The organism is Marinobacter koreensis (assembly GCF_023156285.1).
In the GTDB taxonomy this organism is placed as follows: Bacteria; Pseudomonadota; Gammaproteobacteria; order Pseudomonadales; family Oleiphilaceae; genus Marinobacter; species Marinobacter koreensis.
In genome coordinates this window covers 60,200-78,021 of record NZ_JAKZAJ010000004.1, presented here as the reverse complement: position 1 = coordinate 78,021, position 17,822 = coordinate 60,200, and the positions used below count along the sequence as shown (strand labels likewise).

Sequence of the window (17,822 nt, the reverse complement as noted above, 5' to 3'; positions counted from 1 at the left end):
CTCCGGATCTACGGCAACAGCGAACGTACGTCCACCGGTTGCTCCTCATTCAGCGCCTGTCCCTTGTCCTTGCCGCCAATGGCCATGCCCGCCACCTTGTAGAAGTGGTAGTCGTGGTCCTTGCCCGGCCCGTTGATCAGCAGGTCCTCTTTCTCATACACCAGCTGCTGGCGATCGTACTCGCCCATCTCGAAATCCGGGGTCAACTGGATCGCCGAGGTGGGGCAGGCCTCCTCGCACATGCCGCAGAAGATGCATCGGGAGAAATTGATGCGGAAGAATTCCGGGTACCAGCGGCCGTCCTCCTGCTCCCCCTTCTGCAGGGAAATGCAGTCCACCGGGCAGGCTACCGCGCAGAGGTTGCAGGCGACACAGCGTTCCTCGCCGTCCGGGTCCCGGGTCAACACGATCCGGCCCCGGTAGCGGGGTGGCAGGTAGACCTCTTCGTCCGGATAGTTCACCGTCTCCCGCTTGCGGAAACTGTGCATGAAGACCATGCCCAGGGTCCGCAGCTGGCTCCAGGTCGCGGGCACCAGCCACAACACGGATTTGATGTACGGGACCTTTTCTTTCTCCATAACAGGGTCCTCCTCGGATTCATTCGCCAACCAGCAAAATGACCGCGCCGGTTGCCAACAGGTTGATCAGGGTCAGTGGCAGGCACACCTTCCAGCCAAAGCTCATCACCCGGTCGTAACGGGGCCGCGGCAAGGAGGCCCGCAACAGGATGAACAACATCAGGAAGAAAGCCGTCTTGATTGCAAACCACAGAATCGGCGGCAGCCAGGGCCCATGCCAGCCACCAAAGAACAGGGTCACGATCAGCGCCGACACCAACACCATGCCGACGTATTCGCCAATAAAGAACAGGCCGAACTTCATGCTGGAGTACTCGATGTGGTAGCCGTCCGCCAGTTCCTGTTCCGCCTCCGGCTGGTCAAACGGGTGCCGGTGGGTGACGGCAATGCCGGCAATCAGGAAGGTACAGAAGCCGAAGAACTGGGGAATCACGAACCAGAGACCGTCCTGGGCCGCGACAATCTCGCGCAGGTTGAACGAGCCGGCCAGAGCCACCACGCCCATCAGCGACAGGCCCATGAACACCTCGTAGGAAATGGTCTGTGCAGACGAGCGGATGGCGCCCAACAGGGCGTACTTGTTGCCACTCGCCCAACCCCCAAGCAACACCGAATACACATTGATGCCGGCCATCGCCAGGAAGAACAATAGTCCGATATGCAGGTCGGCAATCCCCCAGCCGGGCGTGATCGGAATGATGATGAACGACAGCAACAGGGAGGCAAACGCAATCACCGGCGCCAGCACAAACAGCGGTCGGTCGGCGAAGGGCGGGATCCAATCTTCCTTGAAGAAGATCTTGATCATGTCCGCCACCAGCTGCAGGGTGCCAAACGGCCCCACCCGGTTGGGCCCGTAGCGGTCCTGCCACAACCCGAGCAGACGCCGCTCCACGATGGTCAGAACCGCACCCAGCAGCACCGCGCCCAAGAGGATTACCAGAGCCTGGAACATCCCCCAGAGAATGGCTTGCAGTTCGGGGCTCAGCCAACTCATGGCCGCACCTCCTCACCGGGGCTCGGTGTAGCCCCCGGACCGGCGCTCAGGGTCACCCGGCTGCCGTTCAATCCGATCGGGACGCTGCCTGCCGGCAAACCGACCAGGCCGGTGGGCCAGTCAGGCTGGACGCGGGCCGGAAGGGTGACACAGGCATGGTCACCGGTAACCGTGACCAGCCCGCCCAGTTCCGCACCCAGGCCCGTAGCATCGGTTTCGGAAAGCAGTAACACCGGGCGCTCCATGCGCTGCCGGATCGGCTCCGCCAGCGCCGAGGTTTCCTCGCCGCCAAACAGCCGGGGTAGCACCAGGGCCTGGCAGCCCCCGCCGTCCGCCCGGAACGCATCGGGGATATTACCGGCATACTCATACCGGCCCGGCTGCGGGTTCAGCAGCCGGATACCCGGGTCGCCGCCCCGTAAATGACCGCCCACCTCGTCGGTGAACTTGTTCCATGCCTGGGGCGAATTCCAGCCCGGCGCCCAGGCAAACGGCACCTGTTGCCGGGGCTGCTGATAGCCACTGTAGCCTTCCATCGAAAAGGCAAACGCAGAATCCGGATCCTGGGGCGTGCGCGGTTCACTGACATTCTGGTTGGCCCGCATGGAGGTGCGACCACTGTACCGGTGAGGTTCCCGCGCAAGTCGAAGCCCTTCGACCCGATACCCCGAACCCGGTGCCGCCTCCACAATCGGCGCCAGGTCCGCATAGGCACTGGCGCAGGCACCGGTCACCTGATCAAGCGTAATCTCGCCGGAATCCGCCCGGTTCTGACGGTTCGAAAGCGCGTGCAACCATCGCCAGCTTTCATGAATGCGCGCCTCCGGCCGCATGTAGGTTGGCTCGAAGACCTGGAAAAAGCGCTGGGCCCGGCCTTCCAGGCTGACCAGTGTGCCGTCTGCCTCGGCAAAGGTGGCGGCCGGCAGCGAGAACGTGGCCCGTTCCAGGGTCCGGGTACGCTGGTGATCGATCACCACCGTCACGTCGGAGCGGTCCAGTGCCGCGTCGACCCGGGTATCCGGCAGGCGTTGGTACAGATCGTTTTCGAGAATAACCACCGCGTCGGCCTGTCCGGCGGACAGTTGATCCAGGGCCCAGTCCAGCGGCTGTCCGTCCATCAGTGACACGCCGGTGCTGTTGACCTCCCGGCGTATGAACACCAGCCCACCGAGGCTCGCCCGGCGTGCCAGGGCCCGGGCGATATTGCCGGCGGCGTCCAGCACAGCCGGCGACATCAGTGACCCGCCACTGACCACCAACGGGCGATCCGCATGCATTAATGACCGGGCAATCTCACCGGCTTGTTCACGGAGCTCATCGGCCAGATCCGGCACGTCGGGCGCGGCCGGATCAATGGCGTGGGCGACGGCAAAGCCCAGTCTCGCAATATCCTCCGGTGCCAGGGACAGCCTGGGCCGGGCGATTTCGTCCAGTTCGGTGGCCGCCGGATAGGCAATGAACAGCGGTTGGCGGTGATCCTGGGCCAGGGTCTTCATGGCCTCGGCATTCCACCCCGGCACGCCCAGCTTTGCGGCCCGCTCCGCCGGCGGTGCCGTGATCGCTTGGCGAATGGCCAGGCCCAGTCGGGCGGCGCTTTCCATCGGGTCTTCCCCCAACACCAGGACGGCGTCGTGCTCCTCCACTTCCCGGAGTGTGGGGGTTCGCAGACCGCAACTGCGGTTGAGGTCGTTCATGCGCTGGAGGCAATCCTGTTCCAGTGCCCCGATGCCGGTGGAGAAGTTATCGGCGCCGACCAGCTCGCGAAGCTGATGATTGCTCTCGAGGCTGGCCCGGGGCGACCCGACGCCAATCACCCGGCGGGCATGGAGAAGGGCATCGCCAATGCGCGCCAGGACTGCATCCACCTGCAGTTCGGCCGGCGGCTCACCCGCAGACACCTGCCACTCGGGCACCCTGGGGCGGTCGGTGCGGTTCACATAGCCATAGCCGAACCGGCCCAGATCGCACAGAAAGTAGCCGTTGAGATCGCCGTGGTAGCGGTTTTCGATGCGGCGAATCTCGCCATAGCGCTCGCCCGGACTGATGTTGCAGCCCATGGCACACTGGTGGCAGATGCCCGGCGCAAACTGCAGATCCCACTTGCGGGTGTAGTGATCGGAATGGCTCTGGTCGGTGAACACACCGGTGGGGCAGACCTCGGTCAGATTGCCCGCAAACCGGCTCTCCAGCGTGCCTTCTTCGTGACGGCCGAAATAGATGTTGTCCTTGGCCCCGAACGCCCCGAGATCCTTGCCACCGGCGTAGTCGTTGTAAAAGCGCACGCAGCGGTAGCAGGTAATACAGCGGTTCATCTCATGAGCAATGAACGGCCCCAGGTACTGGTTGCGACGGGTACGCTTGCGGAACCGGTAGCGACGCCGGTCGTGCCCGGTCATCACCGTCATGTCCTGCAGGTGGCAATGGCCACCCTCCTCGCACACCGGGCAGTCGTGGGGGTGGTTGATCATCAGCCATTCCACCACACTGGCCCGGAACGCCCGGGCCTCCTCATCCTCGATATCGATGCGGGTGCCGTCCGCCGCCGGGGTCATACAGGACATCACCAGCATGCCCCTGTCGTCGTCCTTATCCTTGTACTGGCGCACGGTGCACTGGCGACAGGCCCCGACACTGCCCATGGCCGGGTGCCAGCAGAAATAGGGTATGTCCAGCCCCAGGGACAGGCAGGCATGGAGCAGGTTGTCTGCGCCATCGACCTCGTAGCTCTGGCCGTCCACATGAATGGTTGCCATGGTACCGGTTTACTCCCTGCCGCCAGTTGATTGCTGCGTCATGCTTCCCCCACTGAAACCGACGCCCCGCGAGCCCTGTCCTCCGGAGAGCGCACCCCCTGCTCGAATTCGTGCCGGAAATGCCGGAGCGCCGTCTGCAGGGGCATCGCCGCACCCGGCGCATGGGCGCAAAAGGTCAATCCCGGCCCGCAGTCCGCGGCCAGCTTGTCCAGCAACTCCACGTCGCCGGCCTCGCCTTCGCCGCGTTCCAGGGCCATCAGCAACTTCACGGTCCACGGCAGTCCATCCCGGCAGGGCGTGCACCAGCCGCAGGATTCCCGGGCAAAGAACGCCTCCAGGTTGCGCAGCAGCGAGACCATGCTCTGATCCTCGGTCACCACAGTCAGCAAACCGGTTCCGAGGCGACTGCCCTCCTTGCCCACAGTGTCGAAATCCAGCGGCAGATCCAGGTGCTCCGGCAACAGAAACCCGGTGCTGGCCCCCCCGGGCAACCAGGCCTTGAGGTTTCGGCCGTCCCGCAGGCCACCGGCGCGATCCAGGATTTCCCGGCCGGTGACTCCGATGGGTAACTCCCAGAGTCCGGGCCGGTTCACCAGCCCCGAGGCGCCATAGAGTTTGGTGCCACCATCGTCGGTGCGACCCCCGGACAGCCCCTGATACCAGTCGGCACCGCGCAGCAGAACGGCCGGCGCATTGCACAGGGTCTCGACGTTGTTCACCACCGTGGGCTTGCCCCAGGCCCCGGACTGCCCCGGAAACGGCGGTTTGGCCCTGGGGTTGGCGCGTTTGCCTTCCAGGGAATTGAGCAGGGCGGTCTCCTCGCCGCAGATGTAGCGCCCGGCACCGGTGTGCAGGGCAATGTCGAAATCAAAGCCGCTGCCGGCAATGTCGGGCCCCAGCCAGCCGGCCTCCCGGGCTTCCGCGAGTGCCTGAGTCAGCACCCGGGCCGACTCCACGTATTCCCCCCGCAGGAAGATGTAGCCATAACGCGCGTTGTTGGCGAACGCCGACAGGATCATGCCCTCGATCAGCAGGTGGGGTTGTTGCTCCATCAGCAGGCGGTCCTTGAACGTGCCCGGCTCCATCTCATCGGCGTTGCAGACGATGTACCCCCGGGGCATGTCGCCGCCCTGCATGGTCAGGCTCCATTTCAGGCCGGCGGAAAAGCCGGCGCCGCCGCGACCCCGGACATTGGCGTCCTTCATCGCGGCAATAACGGACTGGGGATCGTGTTCATTCAGAACCCGCCGGACCGCCCGATAACCCTCTTTTGCCTCGTAGTCCGCGAGATCGACGACCTGGCCGTCATCCCGCAGCCGCCAGGTCAGCGGGTGGGTCTCCGGCTTGCGATCGGACGCGGGCTGAAGCAGGCGGCTGCGATAAATAGGCGACTGACGCTGGCTGTTCACGAATACCCCTCCAATACCGTCGGGAGATCATCGGCGCCCACCGGGCCATACACATCATCGTCAATCATCAGGGCCGGCGCCCCATCGCAGGCGCCCAGGCAACACACAGGCAGGAGGGTGAAACGACCATCTGCGGTGGTTTCACCCAGCCCGATACCGAGGCGCTCGGTCAGGGCATCCAGAAGCGGGTCAAAACCGGTCAGGAAACAGGAACTGGAATCGCACACCAGAATCACATGGCGCCCCACCGGCTGCCGGAAAATCAGACTGTAGAACGTGGCCACACCCTCCACGCTGGCCGGGCCCACGCCCAGCACCCGGGCAATGGCGGCAATCGCGCCATCGGGCACCCAGCCATGGCGGCGCTGGACGATCTTCAGCGCCTCGATGCAGGCGGCCTGGGGTTGCTCGTAATGGCCCGCCTCTTGGCGCATGGCGGCTTCGTCCTCCGGATGCAACTGGAAGCCGTCGGTGGCGAGGGTCTGCTGGTTTGAAGCCTGGCTCTGTTCCATCATCAGCGGTCCACGTCTGCCATCACAAAATCAATGCTGCCCAGATGGGCGATCAGATCCGGCACAAAGCCGCCCCGCATCAGACTGGGTATCTGCTGCAGGTGCGGGAAGCTCGGCGTCCGGATCCGGGTTCGGTAGCTCATGGTGTTGCCGTCACTGGTCAGGTAATAGCTGTTGATCCCCTTGGTGGCCTCGACCATCTGCATGGATTCCTGGGGTTTGAGCACCGGCCCCCAGGACACCTGCAGGAAGTGGGTAATCAGGGTTTCGATGTGCTCCAGCATCCGCTCCCGGGGCGGCGGAGTGGTCAGCGGATGATCCGCCTTGAAATCCCCGGCCGGCATGTGATCCACGCATTGCTGGATAATTCGCAGGCTCTGGCGCATTTCCTCGATGCGGAGCTGGCCGCGGTCGAAGACATCGCCGCGGTCGCCCAGGGGCACTTCGAATTCGAAATTGTCATAGCCGGAATAGGGCCGCTGTTTGCGCAGATCGAAATTGCAGCCGGTGGCGCGCAGGTTGGGGCCGGTGACGCCCCAGGCCAGGGCTTCGGTGGTATCAAACGCGGCCACGTTGCGGGTGCGCTCCTTTACCAGAGCGTTTTCCATCATGGCCCGCTCGTATTCCCGCAGCCGGGGAGGCATCCAGTCGAGGAACTCCTGCACCAGCTTCTCCCAGCCCCGGGGCAGATCCTGCATCACCCCGCCGATGCGATACCAGGCCGGGTGCATCCGGAACCCGGTAATCCCCTCAATCACCTTGTAACCCCTCTGCCGGTCACTGAAGGTGAAGAACACTGGTGTCATGGCCCCCAGATCCTGCAGGTAGGTGCCCAGGAACAGCAGATGGCTGGTGATCCGGAACATCTCGGCCATCATGACCCTGATGGTTTTCACCCGGTCGGGCACCTCAATCCCGGCCAGCTTTTCCACCGCCAGCACATAGGGCAGGTTGTTCATTACCCCGCCGGTATAGTCAATGCGGTCGGTATAAGGAATGAAGCTGTGCCAGGACTGGCGTTCGGCCATTTTCTCTGCGCCCCGGTGGTGGTAGCCAATGTCCGGTACGCAGTCGACCACTTCCTCACCATCGAGCTGCAGGACGATGCGAAAGGCGCCGTGGGCGGACGGATGGTTGGGCCCAAGGTTCAGGAACATGAACTCGGCGCCGTCCCGTTCCCGCGCCATGCCCCAGTTTTCGGGGACAAACTGCAGGGCCTCCTGCTCCTTTTCCTCACCGGCCACCGTCAGGGTATACGGGTCGAACTCCGTGGCCCGGGCGGGGTAATCCTTGCGCAGCGGATGGCCAATCCAGGTCGGCGGCATCAGGATCCGAGCGAGATGGGGATGGCCGGAAAAGGCAATGCCGAACATGTCCCACACTTCCCGCTCATACCAGTTGGCAGCCGGGAACACGCCGGTGGCGGTGGGCAGGTTCAGGTCTTCTTCAGTCAGGGCGACTTTCAGCATGATGTCCCGGTTCCGTGACACCGACATCAGCTGATAGAAAACCGTAAAATCAGACCGCGGCAACCCCTGGCGATGGCCACGGAGCCGCTCATCCATGGCGGAAAGATCGTAGAGCAGATCAAACGGGGCGTTCAGGTTTTTCAGGTAGGCCAGAACATCCGTCAGCGCCTCCCGCGTAACCCAGAGCACTGGCATACCGGTATGAGTGTGCTGTTCGTGCAGCACACTGGCGCCGAAGTCCCGTTCCAGGGCTTCCAACCATTCATCACCGATCGTGTCCGTAGTCATGCTCGTGGTTCAACTCCTGATGGCCAGTTGTGAAACGACGGCTAACACTGTTACAGCTTGTCGGGTGTCCTCAGTTCCGTGGCCTGGATCCGCTGGTCCCGCCATTTTTCCCGTTGGGAGGGCATTTCAGCCCGATACACTCCCTGGTCACCCACCACCCAGGACAGCGGGCGCCGTTCTTCCTGGATCGAATCCTGTAACAGTTGCAGGCCCTGCAGGAACGCCTCCGGCCGGGGCGGGCAGCCGGGCACATAGACGTCCACCGGCAGAAATTTATCCACGCCCTGGACCACGGAGTAGATGTCGTACATGCCCCCGGAATTGGCGCAGGAGCCCATGGAAATCACCCATTTCGGTTCCAGCATCTGGTCGTACAGTTGCTGGATCACGGGCGCCATCTTGATGAAGCAGGTACCGGCAATAACCATGAAGTCCGCCTGTCTGGGGGAGGCCCGAATCACCTCCGAGCCGAACCGGGCAATATCGTGGGGCGAAGTGAACGCCGTGGTCATTTCCACGTAACAGCAGGAGAGCCCGAAGTTATAGGGCCAGAGGGAATTCTTGCGGCCCCAGTTGACCGCCGAATTCAGCACTTCGCTCAACCTGCCCGTAAACACATTGCGTTCAAGCTGTTGCTTGACCGGATCCTCGACTTTGCTGCGACGGTCCACCGGATAACGGGCATCGCCTCCCGTCGGACCCTCGGCCCGGGTCAGGGTATAGGCCATAGAATTCCTCCAGTGTTGTTCGGGCGCCGCGGCGCGCCTTCGCCTCTGGCCGAAACGCCCGGGCGAATGTCGTCAGGCGGTACTTTTGCCGGACCGTCTGCGTTGCGGGGCCCAGTTGAGGGCGCCGGTGCGGCTGTCGTAGATGAGACCGGCCAGAAGGATAAAGATGAACACAGCAGCCCCCCAGAAACCGGTCCAGCCAACGTCCGGGATTACAATCGACCAGGCGAAGAGAAAAACCGCCTCGATGTCGAAGATCACGAACAACATGGCCACCAGATAGAATTTGACCGAAAAACGCTGGCGCGCACTTCCGGCACCTCGGATGCCGGATTCAAAGGGAAGTGTCTTGCTGATGCCATGACTACGCCCGCCCAGCAGGCTCGATGCACCGACCATAAAGGCGCAAAGACCACCCACTGCGAGGACAAAAAAGCCAGTGGCCCAGTACTCGGCAATGCCATTCGCCACGGTTTCCGACATGGGATTCCTCTGAACGTTTGACTGAGGAGGCTTCCAACCACCTGTTTCAAAACTAGCAACGGGAATGCGATTGAGCAAATGACCCGGGGGCAAGAAACACAACCCTGGCCCCCAGGCCCCCAGCGGCGCTGGTGAAGAAATCGGCCTGTCCTCCATACCGAGCGACGATATCCATAACGATAGCAAGTCCCAGTCCGTGCCCGGTGCTTTGCTGGTCCAGCCGCAAGCCACGACGTCCCAGCTGTTCACGGGCTTCTTCGGCCACTCCCGGACCATCATCGTTTACGACAATCTGCATCTTTTCCCGGGTTTCGGATAAACACAGCTCGACGCATCGGTCCGACCACTTGCCGGCGTTATCCAGCAGATTGCCGAGTATTTCATTGAGATCATGCTCCTCGATCGGCCAGCGGCGTTCCTGGGTCAGATCGGTAGAAAGCTCAAAGGACTTATCGGGATAGAGGCGGCCCATCATCCAAAGGAGATCCCGGGCCTGGGATACCGGGAAGGCACTTTTGCCAACCTGGGGGCCGGCGAACCGGCTTCGCCGCATTTCCGCCTCAAGCTGACGATCGATGTCACTGAGCCGGGATGCCATTTCCCGGCGCAACCGATCATCCAGGGGTTTCCCGGTGTCTTCCAGGCTTTGACGTACCGCTGCGATGGGCGTTTTCACGCTATGGGAGAGGTTGGCAAGGGCTTCCCGGGAGCGCTCAAGGCGTTGATCCTGGGAATCGAGCAACTGGTTGAGCTGCTGGACCAGCGGTCGGAACTCCTCGGGACACTCCACCTTGATGCGCGACACTTCGCCGCCCTGGAGTTTTCTGAGGGCAGCACGGAGTGTCACCACCGGCCGCATGGAAAGTGTGATGCCCAGCCAGATACTTCCGATCATCAGAATGATCAGGAGGATCGACACCACTGCCGTCCATACATGCAGTTCGGCCTGGCTGTTGTCCAGCGCAGCCATATCCTCGGCCACCACGACGGTCACCGGCGAATCGCCAATCGCAAAAGATCGACGGTAGGCCAGGAGATCCGACGGGGCATCACCGGCCTCCATGTCCCGTATCCGGACGGTCCCCGGCTGGCTCGATTTCAGCAGCGGTTTCAGTAGTGTCGCCCAGGCTCGTGGATAAACGACAGTACCGTCCCCGGAGGCGATAGCAAATCCATGGTGGAAGACTTCCTGGAAATAGCCTCCGGTTTTCAGGGCGGCCGTGCGGCCGCCGGATTCCCGCAACTGGTGCTCCAGAAAGGCCGCTTCGTCCTGCAACCGTCCCTCCACGAACTCCCGTGACATCCTGTCCAGCAGACTGCCATGAACAAACCAGGCAAGGGCCATCAGCACGATGCCTGCCGGGAGCAGAATGGCAAGGAGCATGCCCCGGACCGAATCCGGCTTCCTAAACAGCGTCATCAAACAGGTACCCCTGACCTCGCCGGGTTTTTATCGCACTGGCGCCCACCAGCTTCCTCAACCGACGGATGTAGGCCTCGATCACGTTATCTGTGGGATTGTCACTGAGGTTATAAAGCTGCTCCATCAGCTGCTCCTTCGAGAAAACATGGCCGGGACGGCTCATGAGGCATCGAAGCAGACGAAATTCGGTTCCCGTGAGGCTGTGCTCGGTACCGTCGCTCACTCGGACCATCTGGCGGTTTTCATCCAACTCGATGGTACCTGCCCTCAGTGTGGACAGAACGCGACCTTCGCTGCGCCGGACAATGGCATGCAGCCGCGCAATCAATTCCTCGGTCTGGAAGGGTTTGGCCAGGTAATCGTCCGCACCGGCTTTCAATCCGCTCACTTTGTCTTTCCAGTCGCCTCTTGCCGTCAGGATAAGCACCGGAAAGGCCACACGGTTCTCACGCCACTGGCGGAGCAGGTCCAGGCCGTTCCCATCCGGTAATCCGAGATCCAGCACGCAGACTCGATACTCCTCCTGGCTGCCCAGCATCGTTGCGCCGTGAACCGACTCGGCCCGATCAACGCTGAAGCCGGCTTTCTCCAGCTGGCTCGCGAGGCCTTCCGCCAACAGTTGATCGTCTTCCACCAGCAGTAAACGCATCTACGGGGTCCTTTTGCCTTGGTCAGGAAATGCGACAGTGTTGCCGTTCCACCTGAATTCTGCCTGAAAAATTCAGGAATTCGGCTTATCGACGCCTTGATTGATGCAGATCAAACCATAGCACCTCTGCCTGCGGCGTTTTCAGACGCAATTCAGTTTGGTGTGCTGAGATAATGGAAAATTCACCAGGCCGGGAGGAATAACCATGGCAAAAGCTCACAAACCGACCAGCCAGGAAGCCTTTTTGCTGAAACGGAAACTCACGGTTGATGGTCTTTCGGAGAGCGAGTGGGAGGATTTCATCCAGGAGTTGAATCACCATCCGTGTATCGACTTTGCAGAACTCGAGTCAGGGCATCAGCTAAAGGTCACCTACGATGGCACCCACTGGTCCACCGATGAGTTGCTGGATTTGATTCAGGCCCATGGGGGAGAGCTGAGAAACGGCTGGTGGACACGCAGGAAACTTGCCTGGTATCGCTTTACCGATGACAACGTCCGGGCCAACGCCAGCCACGAGCCTTTTTGTTGTTCAAAAATTCCACCCATGAAGAAATAACAGGATTCTCAGTGAACCATCAGGGAGATGACAGGACGACCCACTACCAGCCCGGCAGTCTGACCCTGCCGGGAACGGTCATGCTGGGCACCGGCGTCATGATTGGTGCCGGCATTTTCGCCCTCACCGGTCAGATGGCCCAGATGACCGGTGCGCTCTTTCCCCTCGCATTTCTTGCAGCCGCCGTCATTGTCAGCTTCAGTGCCTACTCCTACGTGAAGATTTCCAATGCCTATCCGTCAGCGGGCGGCATTGGCATGTACCTCCACAAGGCGTATGGCCACAGTCTGGCGACCGCCTTCAACGCCCTGCTCATGTATTTTTCCATGGTGATCGCCCAGAGCTTCCTGGCGCGAACCTTCGGCTCCTACACCATGCAGCTGTTTGGCGGCGATCGCAGTGGCCAGATGATTTCAATTCTCGGGGTATCCCTGATACTGGCCGCCTTCATCATCAATCTGCTGGGCAATCAGCTGATCCAGAAAGTGGCGTCTTTTATCGGCGTTCTCAAAATCGGAGGCATTCTCGCCTTTGGCCTCGTCGGGGTCTGGATTGCGGACAGCCTGTCCCTCCACATCCCCGCCGGCACTGAACAGAATGCCGGTACCGCAGGCGCGTTCCTGGGCGCAACCGCGTTGGGCATCCTGGCCTTCAAGGGCTTCACAACCATTACCAACAGCGGCTCGGAGGTAAAAGATCCTCACCGGAACGTAGGCCGGGCCATTATCATCTCGATTGCGGCCTGCGTCCTCATTTACACCCTGGTGGGGTTTGCGGTGTCGAGCAATCTCTCACTGGCCGAGATCATCAAAACCCGGAACTATTCGCTCGCCGCAGCAGCTCGGCCGGCCCTGGGCGATTATGGCGTCTGGTTCACCGTAATAATTGCCATGACCGCCACGGCCGGCGGGATCCTCGCCAGCATTTTCGCCGTGTCACGGATGCTGGCAATGCTGACCGAAATGAAGCTGGTTCCCCACAGTCACTTTGGCATGCCCGGCAGTATCCAGAAACACACGCTGGTCTACACCGTGGTACTGGGCCTTGTCCTGACGGCGTTTTTTGATCTTTCCCGCATTGCGGCCCTCGGTATCATTTTTTATCTGATCATGGACATTGCGATTCACTGGGGCGTTCTCCGTCACCTCCGCGACGCCGTGAAAGCTCGCCCCTGGATTCCCGCAACAGCGATCGTGCTGGACCTGTTGGCACTGGGAGGCTTTGTCTGGGTCAAATTGACGACCGACCCATTCGTCCTGGCCGTTGCCGCGGTAACCATGATGGTACTTGCCATCGCCGAAGCCTGGTTTCTGGGCACCACCCGTGCGGTCGCCACCGATAATCAACAAAGGTCCCACGCCCACCAGCATGGAAAATCCTCACCGTAAAAGGAGCACAGCTCATGATGGGAGACTCAACGTTCGGCATGACACTGTTTGCCGGCCATGGTTTCTGGCCTCTGCTGATCGCCGTTTTTATCGTGGTGCCGGTCTGGCGGATTTGCCAGCGTGCCGGTTTTTCCGGATGGCTCAGCCTGCTGACGCTTGTTCCACTGGTGAACCTCGGGTTGCTGTATTTTCTCGCATTTGCCGAATGGCCGATCGACAAACGGACCGATCCATCAAACTGAACCGCCCGACGGAAACCCGTTGCGGTTCGCATTCTCAAACTGGGAGGTTTCATGTCCTACACGATGAACCGGACAATTACCGACGCAGATTTTGACACGGTCGACGAGCGGGCACGCAAGGCCCTCGCCGATCATGGTTTCGGCGTTCTTACCGAGATTGACGTCAAAGCCACCATGAAGAAGAAGCTGGACAAGGACATGTCCGCCTACCGAATCCTCGGCGCCTGCAACCCCACCATGGCCTGGGAAGCCATCGGACTGGAGCCCAGGGTCGGTTCCATGCTTCCGTGCAATGTCATCCTGCGGGAAGTCCAGGGCGGCGTTGAAGTGAGCGCCATTGACCCCGTTGCTTCCATGTCAGCCATCGACAACGACGCCCTCAAAGAGGTTGCCGGCCAGGTGCGGGACATGCTCTCGAAAGTGGTCGAAGCGGTATAAACGGAGCCCGGGATAAATGACTCCATCGACGGAGATGAACTCCGTACGGTGGAGTCAGCGTCTACCCGAGCGTCCCCAGTATGGGAAAGGCCGATAGCATCCAGGTCGCGAACCGGGTCATCTGTCCGGTAATCACCAATACGCCCATCAATACCAGCACCGCACCCGCAAACATCCGCAGATACCGGCTCCAGTGGCCAAACCGGCGCAACCTTACCCGGAAATGCTCGATGAACAGCGACGTTCCCAGAAACGGGATCGCCAGTCCAACCGAGTACATGGCCAGATAGACGATACCGGTCTCTGCGTTCGCCTGTGTTGAGCTCAGGGCCAGTATGGCTCCGAGAATCGGACCGATGCAGGGCGTCCAGCCAATAGCAAACGCAAGCCCCAGAAGGAAGGCCGCGGTTGGCCGCCCGCCCTCCAGGGTGTGTCCGAAGCGCCAGTCCCGTTGCAGTGCCGGCATACTCCACCAGCCAAGCATGAACAGGCCCATCAGGACGATCAGCAACCCCGCTACAAGATTAGCCTCCTCGCGGTACACCCTCAGCCACTGGCCCAGCAGGCTGGCGCTCGCACCGAGGGCAATGAAAATAACGCTGAATCCGAGGACGAAACAGAAGCTCAGCCAGAACGCCTTCAGGCGATTTTCGCTTTCATGGACAGCGCCGCCGGTAACCACGGACAGATAGCCGGGCACCAGCGACAGTGTGCAGGGGGAAAGGAATGACAGCAGTCCGCCCAGAAACGCAGCCATGACACCCCAGGTGGCAAGATCCGGCATATCAGAACTCGTAACGCTTCAGGACTTTGGTGTGTCCGCGGGGTGCAAACGCCACAACCTCAAAGTTGTCCTGTCGTCCGGTCTCCATACCCGGCGAGCCCTGCGGCATACCCGGGACTGCAATACCGATGGTGCGGTCGCCCAGCGGGTAGGTGCCATTGGTCAGATATGCACGGATATCCTCCATCGGCACATGGCCCTCGATCACAACGCCATCCACGACGGCGGTGTGGCAGGACATCATGGTCTGTGGCACTCCGTATTCGGCCTTGATGCGGTTCATGTCGTTGGTGTTTTTCACCGTCAGGTCAAAGCCAGCGTTTTTCGCATCATCCACCCAGCGGGCGCAGCAGGAACAGGTCGGGCTTTTAAAGACGGTCATGGCCGGCCCTTCCGCCACAGGGGCAGACGCAGTCGGAGAAACTTCGTCGCCGAAACTCGCGGCCTGGAGCCGATATCCGATGGCGAATACGCCAATGACGAGGGCAGTCAGGCCCAGAGTCGTTTGAAATTTCATAGTGATCTCCTCAAATAAAAACCGTCGTGCCGTTTCCGACACACGGGTGGAAACACAGTCAATGATGGTCTGAGCAGAATCGCTCAGTCCTGGAACACACTGGTATTCAGGAAAGGAGATCAGGAGGAGGCGTCAGAACGTCCAGCAGGGGACTTTGGTAAAGGATTGCTGTATGCGGGAAAAGCCGGCGAACCACCGAGGATTCAGAAGGTAGGTGCAGAGGGGAGGGCAAGCTGGCGACCGGAAGGCTCGTGCACTGCTGAACGCTGATCATGCAGTGGGATTGCGCAACACTCCCGCAGCCACCCGCCATCAGCTGACCGGAAGCGCCCATCATCGCTACCTGAGTTCCGCAATCCGGCCCTTCCGACACAGTGGCAGAGGCATACTGCAGACCGCCGTGACCAGGAATTGCGCCGACAGAGGGGCCGCTCACCAACATGAGAACCATTAGAAGCACTGTGACAATCCGGCTAAGCGTCATATAGTGAACGTTTCCGAAACCAGAATCCGCAAACCCTACCCGGGACTATATCGATCACACACGGTACAGGTTGTAGTTACTCACAGGTCAATAGTACCCGGACTATCCGGAAATGCTTTGATGCCTGTCAACACTGGTTCCTGCTGGCCCTAATCCGTTAAAGTCTGTATCAAAGGTCCGGCGGCATCAGGCTGGAGCGGGTGAAGGGAATCGAACCCTCGTCGTAGGCTTGGGAAGCCTCTGCTCTACCATTGAGCTACACCCGCATTTGCTTTCGCTGCGAAGGAAATATAAGCGGTCCGACCCCGGTCGGGCAAGCGTTGTCTGGAGATTGAATGGACCCAACCCTCACCCTCGTCGGTGCCCTGATGCTGGTGATCAGCATTGTGCTCAGCCCACTGTCCAGCCGTGTCGGCATGCCGGTGCTATTGATCTTCCTCGTCGTGGGCATGGTCATGGGCGAGGACGGCCCCGGCGGCATCAAGTTCGACAACTTCGAACTGGCCTTCGTGATCGCCAACCTTGCACTTGGCGTTATCCTCCTCGATGGCGGTATGCGTACCCGGGCCGAAACCTTCCGGGTCGGTCTGAGGCCGGCCCTGGTCCTGGCCAGCGTCGGGGTATTCATGACGGCAGCCGGGGCGGCCGTGGTGGCCCGATGGGCGTTCGACCTGGACTGGCTGACTGCCTTGCTCATTGGCGCAATCATTTCCTCCACCGACGCGGCGGCGGTATTCGCCCTGCTGCAGGGTCGGGGCCTTCATCTCAACGAACGGGTCAGCGCCACCCTGGAGATTGAGTCCGGCAGCAACGACCCGATGGCCATTTTCCTGACCCTGATGCTGGTTGCGCTGATTGCCAATCACGGTGACGGTGCCACCTGGTCTGCGCTGATGATGCTGGTCAAACAGTTCGGTATTGGCGGGGTCGCCGGGATTGCCGGGGGTTACGCGGTGGTGGAACTGGCCAACCGGATCCGTCTGACCCCGTCCCTGTACCCACTTCTGGTGGCTGCCGCCGGCATTTCGGTGTTTTCCGCCACCAACGCCCTGGGCGGAAGCGGGTTTCTCGCGATTTATCTGACCGGTGTGGTCATCGGTAACCGCCCGGTCCGCATGATGCCCATGATCCTGCAGGTTCACGACGGTCTGGCCTGGTTGGCGCAGCTCTGCCTGTTCCTGATGCTCGGCCTGCTGGTAACGCCCTCGGAGTTGCTGCCGCTCGCAGGCAGCGGTCTGGTACTGGCACTGGCCCTGATCTTCGTGATCCGTCCGGTGACCGTCCTGGCCACGCTCTGGCCATTCGGATTCAAGCCCCGCGAGCTGGGCTTTATCAGCTGGGTGGGCCTGAGAGGCGCGGTGCCGATCGTGCTGGCATTGTTCCCGATCATTGCCGGTCTCCCGGACTCCCAGCTGATTTTCCACGCAGCCTTTTTCATCGTGCTGGTCTCCCTGATTGTCCAGGGGACGACCATGGCACCGCTGGCCCGCAAGATGCGCCTGGAAGTGCCCGCCGGGGATGACCCGTTTCGTCGCCTGCCCCTGGATGCGCCGGCAGCCGGGGACCACGAACTGATGCTGTTTCCCCTTCGAGGCAAGAACTGGGAAACCCCGAGAAAGCTCAGCCAGATGCGCTTTCCGGAGAACACGGCGGTGGCCGGCGTGTTCCGGAACCGTGTATGCCTGCAACCCAAGGCCGACCTCGAAGTATCCAGTGGCGACATGGTGGCCATGTTCGCCACCCCGGCCGTCCTGCCCGATCTCGGCAAGGCTCTCAGTGGTCGGCATGCACCGGAATATCTGGCCGAACGGGCCTTTTTCGGCGATTTCGTACTCAACGGTGATGCGCTGCTGGGCGATGTGGAACAGGTTTACGGCATCGAGTTTGACGAACTGGCCCCGGAGATTACCCTGGCGGAATGCTTCTCCCGGCGGACCAAAGGGCATCCGGTCGTTGGTGACACGGTCACGCTCGGGCCGGTCACCCTGGTGGCCCGCGCGACCGATGCGGACCGGGTTACAAAAGTCGGCCTGAAGATGGACAGTTCACAAAATGTTTGATGGAAGAACGACATGGCCAAAAAACGTAACAGAACCCCTTAACAGCACGCCGTGAGCCTGT

17 protein-coding genes and 1 tRNA gene are annotated in these 17,822 nt (G+C 61.1%); 5 read left to right on the top strand and 13 right to left on the bottom strand.

Annotated features, from left to right (window positions below):
* Positions 1–8: 8 nt before the first annotated feature.
* The 10 genes from nuoI to MLD04_RS11605 all read right to left on the bottom strand — a co-directional run bounded on the left by nuoI (position 9) and on the right by MLD04_RS11605 (position 11,289).
* Complete coding sequence (nuoI, locus tag MLD04_RS11650; protein ID WP_248158417.1) at positions 9–578, bottom strand: NADH-quinone oxidoreductase subunit NuoI; 570 nt, start codon at positions 576–578, stop codon at positions 9–11.
* A 19-nt stretch (positions 579–597) separates the two neighbouring features.
* Positions 598–1,575 (bottom strand): NADH-quinone oxidoreductase subunit NuoH, encoded by a 978-nt coding sequence (nuoH, locus tag MLD04_RS11645; protein WP_248158414.1) that lies wholly within the window; start codon positions 1,573–1,575, stop codon positions 598–600.
* On the bottom strand, positions 1,572–4,328 hold the full coding sequence (gene nuoG / locus MLD04_RS11640) for an NADH-quinone oxidoreductase subunit NuoG (protein WP_248158411.1): 2,757 nt from the start codon (positions 4,326–4,328) through the stop codon (positions 1,572–1,574). Before nuoG ends, nuoH begins: the two co-directional genes overlap by 4 nt.
* Before the next feature lie 38 nt (positions 4,329–4,366).
* Complete coding sequence (nuoF, locus tag MLD04_RS11635) at positions 4,367–5,737, bottom strand: NADH-quinone oxidoreductase subunit NuoF (RefSeq protein ID WP_248158409.1); 1,371 nt, start codon at positions 5,735–5,737, stop codon at positions 4,367–4,369.
* Entirely contained in the window at positions 5,734–6,252 is a 519-nt protein-coding gene (gene nuoE, locus MLD04_RS11630) for an NADH-quinone oxidoreductase subunit NuoE (protein WP_282451876.1), read from the bottom strand. The genes nuoF and nuoE overlap by 4 nt, the downstream gene beginning before the upstream one ends.
* Positions 6,252–8,006, bottom strand: a complete 1,755-nt coding sequence (nuoC, locus tag MLD04_RS11625; RefSeq protein WP_248158407.1) for an NADH-quinone oxidoreductase subunit C/D — start codon at positions 8,004–8,006, stop codon at positions 6,252–6,254. Before nuoC ends, nuoE begins: the two co-directional genes overlap by 1 nt.
* Before the next feature lie 50 nt (positions 8,007–8,056).
* The gene (locus MLD04_RS11620) at positions 8,057–8,734 is read right to left on the bottom strand and encodes a NuoB/complex I 20 kDa subunit family protein (protein ID WP_248158406.1); all 678 of its coding nucleotides are present in this window, start codon (positions 8,732–8,734) and stop codon (positions 8,057–8,059) included.
* A 72-nt stretch (positions 8,735–8,806) separates the two neighbouring features.
* Positions 8,807–9,217, bottom strand: a complete 411-nt coding sequence (gene ndhC, locus MLD04_RS11615) for an NADH-quinone oxidoreductase subunit A (protein ID WP_248158404.1) — start codon at positions 9,215–9,217, stop codon at positions 8,807–8,809.
* 52 nt (positions 9,218–9,269) lie between these two features.
* Positions 9,270–10,637, bottom strand: a complete 1,368-nt coding sequence (locus tag MLD04_RS11610) for an ATP-binding protein (protein ID WP_248158402.1) — start codon at positions 10,635–10,637, stop codon at positions 9,270–9,272.
* Positions 10,624–11,289 (bottom strand): response regulator, encoded by a 666-nt coding sequence (locus MLD04_RS11605; RefSeq protein ID WP_248158401.1) that lies wholly within the window; start codon positions 11,287–11,289, stop codon positions 10,624–10,626. Before MLD04_RS11605 ends, MLD04_RS11610 begins: the two co-directional genes overlap by 14 nt.
* Positions 11,290–11,494: 205 nt before the next feature.
* On the opposite strand from MLD04_RS11605, the gene MLD04_RS11600 reads away from it, so the two are divergent.
* From MLD04_RS11600 to MLD04_RS11585, 4 genes are read left to right on the top strand one after another with little or no spacing between them, the layout of a single operon-like run.
* Positions 11,495–11,848 (top strand): hypothetical protein, encoded by a 354-nt coding sequence (locus tag MLD04_RS11600; RefSeq protein WP_248158400.1) that lies wholly within the window; start codon positions 11,495–11,497, stop codon positions 11,846–11,848.
* Positions 11,849–11,859: 11 nt separating this feature from the next.
* Complete coding sequence (locus MLD04_RS11595) at positions 11,860–13,236, top strand: APC family permease (RefSeq protein ID WP_345799620.1); 1,377 nt, start codon at positions 11,860–11,862, stop codon at positions 13,234–13,236.
* Between the two features lie 14 nt (positions 13,237–13,250).
* Positions 13,251–13,478, top strand: a complete 228-nt coding sequence (locus tag MLD04_RS11590; RefSeq protein WP_008940191.1) for a hypothetical protein — start codon at positions 13,251–13,253, stop codon at positions 13,476–13,478.
* A gap of 51 nt (positions 13,479–13,529) precedes the next feature.
* Positions 13,530–13,916: a DUF302 domain-containing protein gene (locus tag MLD04_RS11585; protein ID WP_008940190.1), complete on the top strand. Its 387-nt coding sequence runs from the start codon at positions 13,530–13,532 to the stop codon at positions 13,914–13,916.
* Positions 13,917–13,977: 61 nt separating this feature from the next.
* Here the strand turns inward: MLD04_RS11585 and MLD04_RS11580 are convergent, their stop codons facing one another.
* From MLD04_RS11580 to MLD04_RS11570, 3 genes are all read right to left on the bottom strand, one after another.
* On the bottom strand, positions 13,978–14,700 hold the full coding sequence (locus tag MLD04_RS11580) for a cytochrome c biogenesis CcdA family protein (RefSeq protein ID WP_248158399.1): 723 nt from the start codon (positions 14,698–14,700) through the stop codon (positions 13,978–13,980).
* A gap of 1 nt (position 14,701) precedes the next feature.
* Positions 14,702–15,217 carry a DUF411 domain-containing protein gene (locus MLD04_RS11575; RefSeq protein ID WP_248158398.1) on the bottom strand — a complete coding sequence of 172 codons (516 nt, stop codon included), beginning with the start codon at positions 15,215–15,217 and terminating at the stop codon, positions 14,702–14,704.
* A 676-nt stretch (positions 15,218–15,893) separates the two neighbouring features.
* A tRNA-Gly gene (locus MLD04_RS11570) sits at positions 15,894–15,967 on the bottom strand.
* Between the two features lie 69 nt (positions 15,968–16,036).
* Here MLD04_RS11570 and MLD04_RS11565 point away from each other — a divergent pair.
* Entirely contained in the window at positions 16,037–17,761 is a 1,725-nt protein-coding gene (locus tag MLD04_RS11565; protein ID WP_248158397.1) for a potassium/proton antiporter, read from the top strand.
* Positions 17,762–17,822 lie beyond the last annotated feature (61 nt).

What these genes read in the sequence shown, in the direction of transcription:
- nuoI (WP_248158417.1), bottom strand. Translation starts at nt 578, where the DNA reads ATGGAGAAAGAAAAGGTCCCGTACATCAAATCCGTGTTGTGGCTGGTG.
- nuoH (WP_248158414.1), bottom strand. Translation starts at nt 1,575, where the DNA reads ATGAGTTGGCTGAGCCCCGAACTGCAAGCCATTCTCTGGGGGATGTTC.
- nuoG (WP_248158411.1), bottom strand. Translation starts at nt 4,328, where the DNA reads ATGGCAACCATTCATGTGGACGGCCAGAGCTACGAGGTCGATGGCGCA.
- nuoE (WP_282451876.1), bottom strand. Translation starts at nt 6,252, where the DNA reads ATGATGGAACAGAGCCAGGCTTCAAACCAGCAGACCCTCGCCACCGAC.
- nuoC (WP_248158407.1), bottom strand. Translation starts at nt 8,006, where the DNA reads ATGACTACGGACACGATCGGTGATGAATGGTTGGAAGCCCTGGAACGG.
- MLD04_RS11620 (WP_248158406.1), bottom strand. Translation starts at nt 8,734, where the DNA reads ATGGCCTATACCCTGACCCGGGCCGAGGGTCCGACGGGAGGCGATGCC.
- ndhC (WP_248158404.1), bottom strand. Translation starts at nt 9,217, where the DNA reads ATGTCGGAAACCGTGGCGAATGGCATTGCCGAGTACTGGGCCACTGGC.
- MLD04_RS11610 (WP_248158402.1), bottom strand. Translation starts at nt 10,637, where the DNA reads ATGACGCTGTTTAGGAAGCCGGATTCGGTCCGGGGCATGCTCCTTGCC.
- MLD04_RS11605 (WP_248158401.1), bottom strand. Translation starts at nt 11,289, where the DNA reads ATGCGTTTACTGCTGGTGGAAGACGATCAACTGTTGGCGGAAGGCCTC.
- MLD04_RS11600 (WP_248158400.1), top strand. Translation starts at nt 11,495, where the DNA reads ATGGCAAAAGCTCACAAACCGACCAGCCAGGAAGCCTTTTTGCTGAAA.
- MLD04_RS11590 (WP_008940191.1), top strand. Translation starts at nt 13,251, where the DNA reads ATGATGGGAGACTCAACGTTCGGCATGACACTGTTTGCCGGCCATGGT.
- MLD04_RS11585 (WP_008940190.1), top strand. Translation starts at nt 13,530, where the DNA reads ATGTCCTACACGATGAACCGGACAATTACCGACGCAGATTTTGACACG.
- MLD04_RS11580 (WP_248158399.1), bottom strand. Translation starts at nt 14,700, where the DNA reads ATGCCGGATCTTGCCACCTGGGGTGTCATGGCTGCGTTTCTGGGCGGA.
- MLD04_RS11575 (WP_248158398.1), bottom strand. Translation starts at nt 15,217, where the DNA reads ATGAAATTTCAAACGACTCTGGGCCTGACTGCCCTCGTCATTGGCGTA.
- MLD04_RS11565 (WP_248158397.1), top strand. Translation starts at nt 16,037, where the DNA reads ATGGACCCAACCCTCACCCTCGTCGGTGCCCTGATGCTGGTGATCAGC.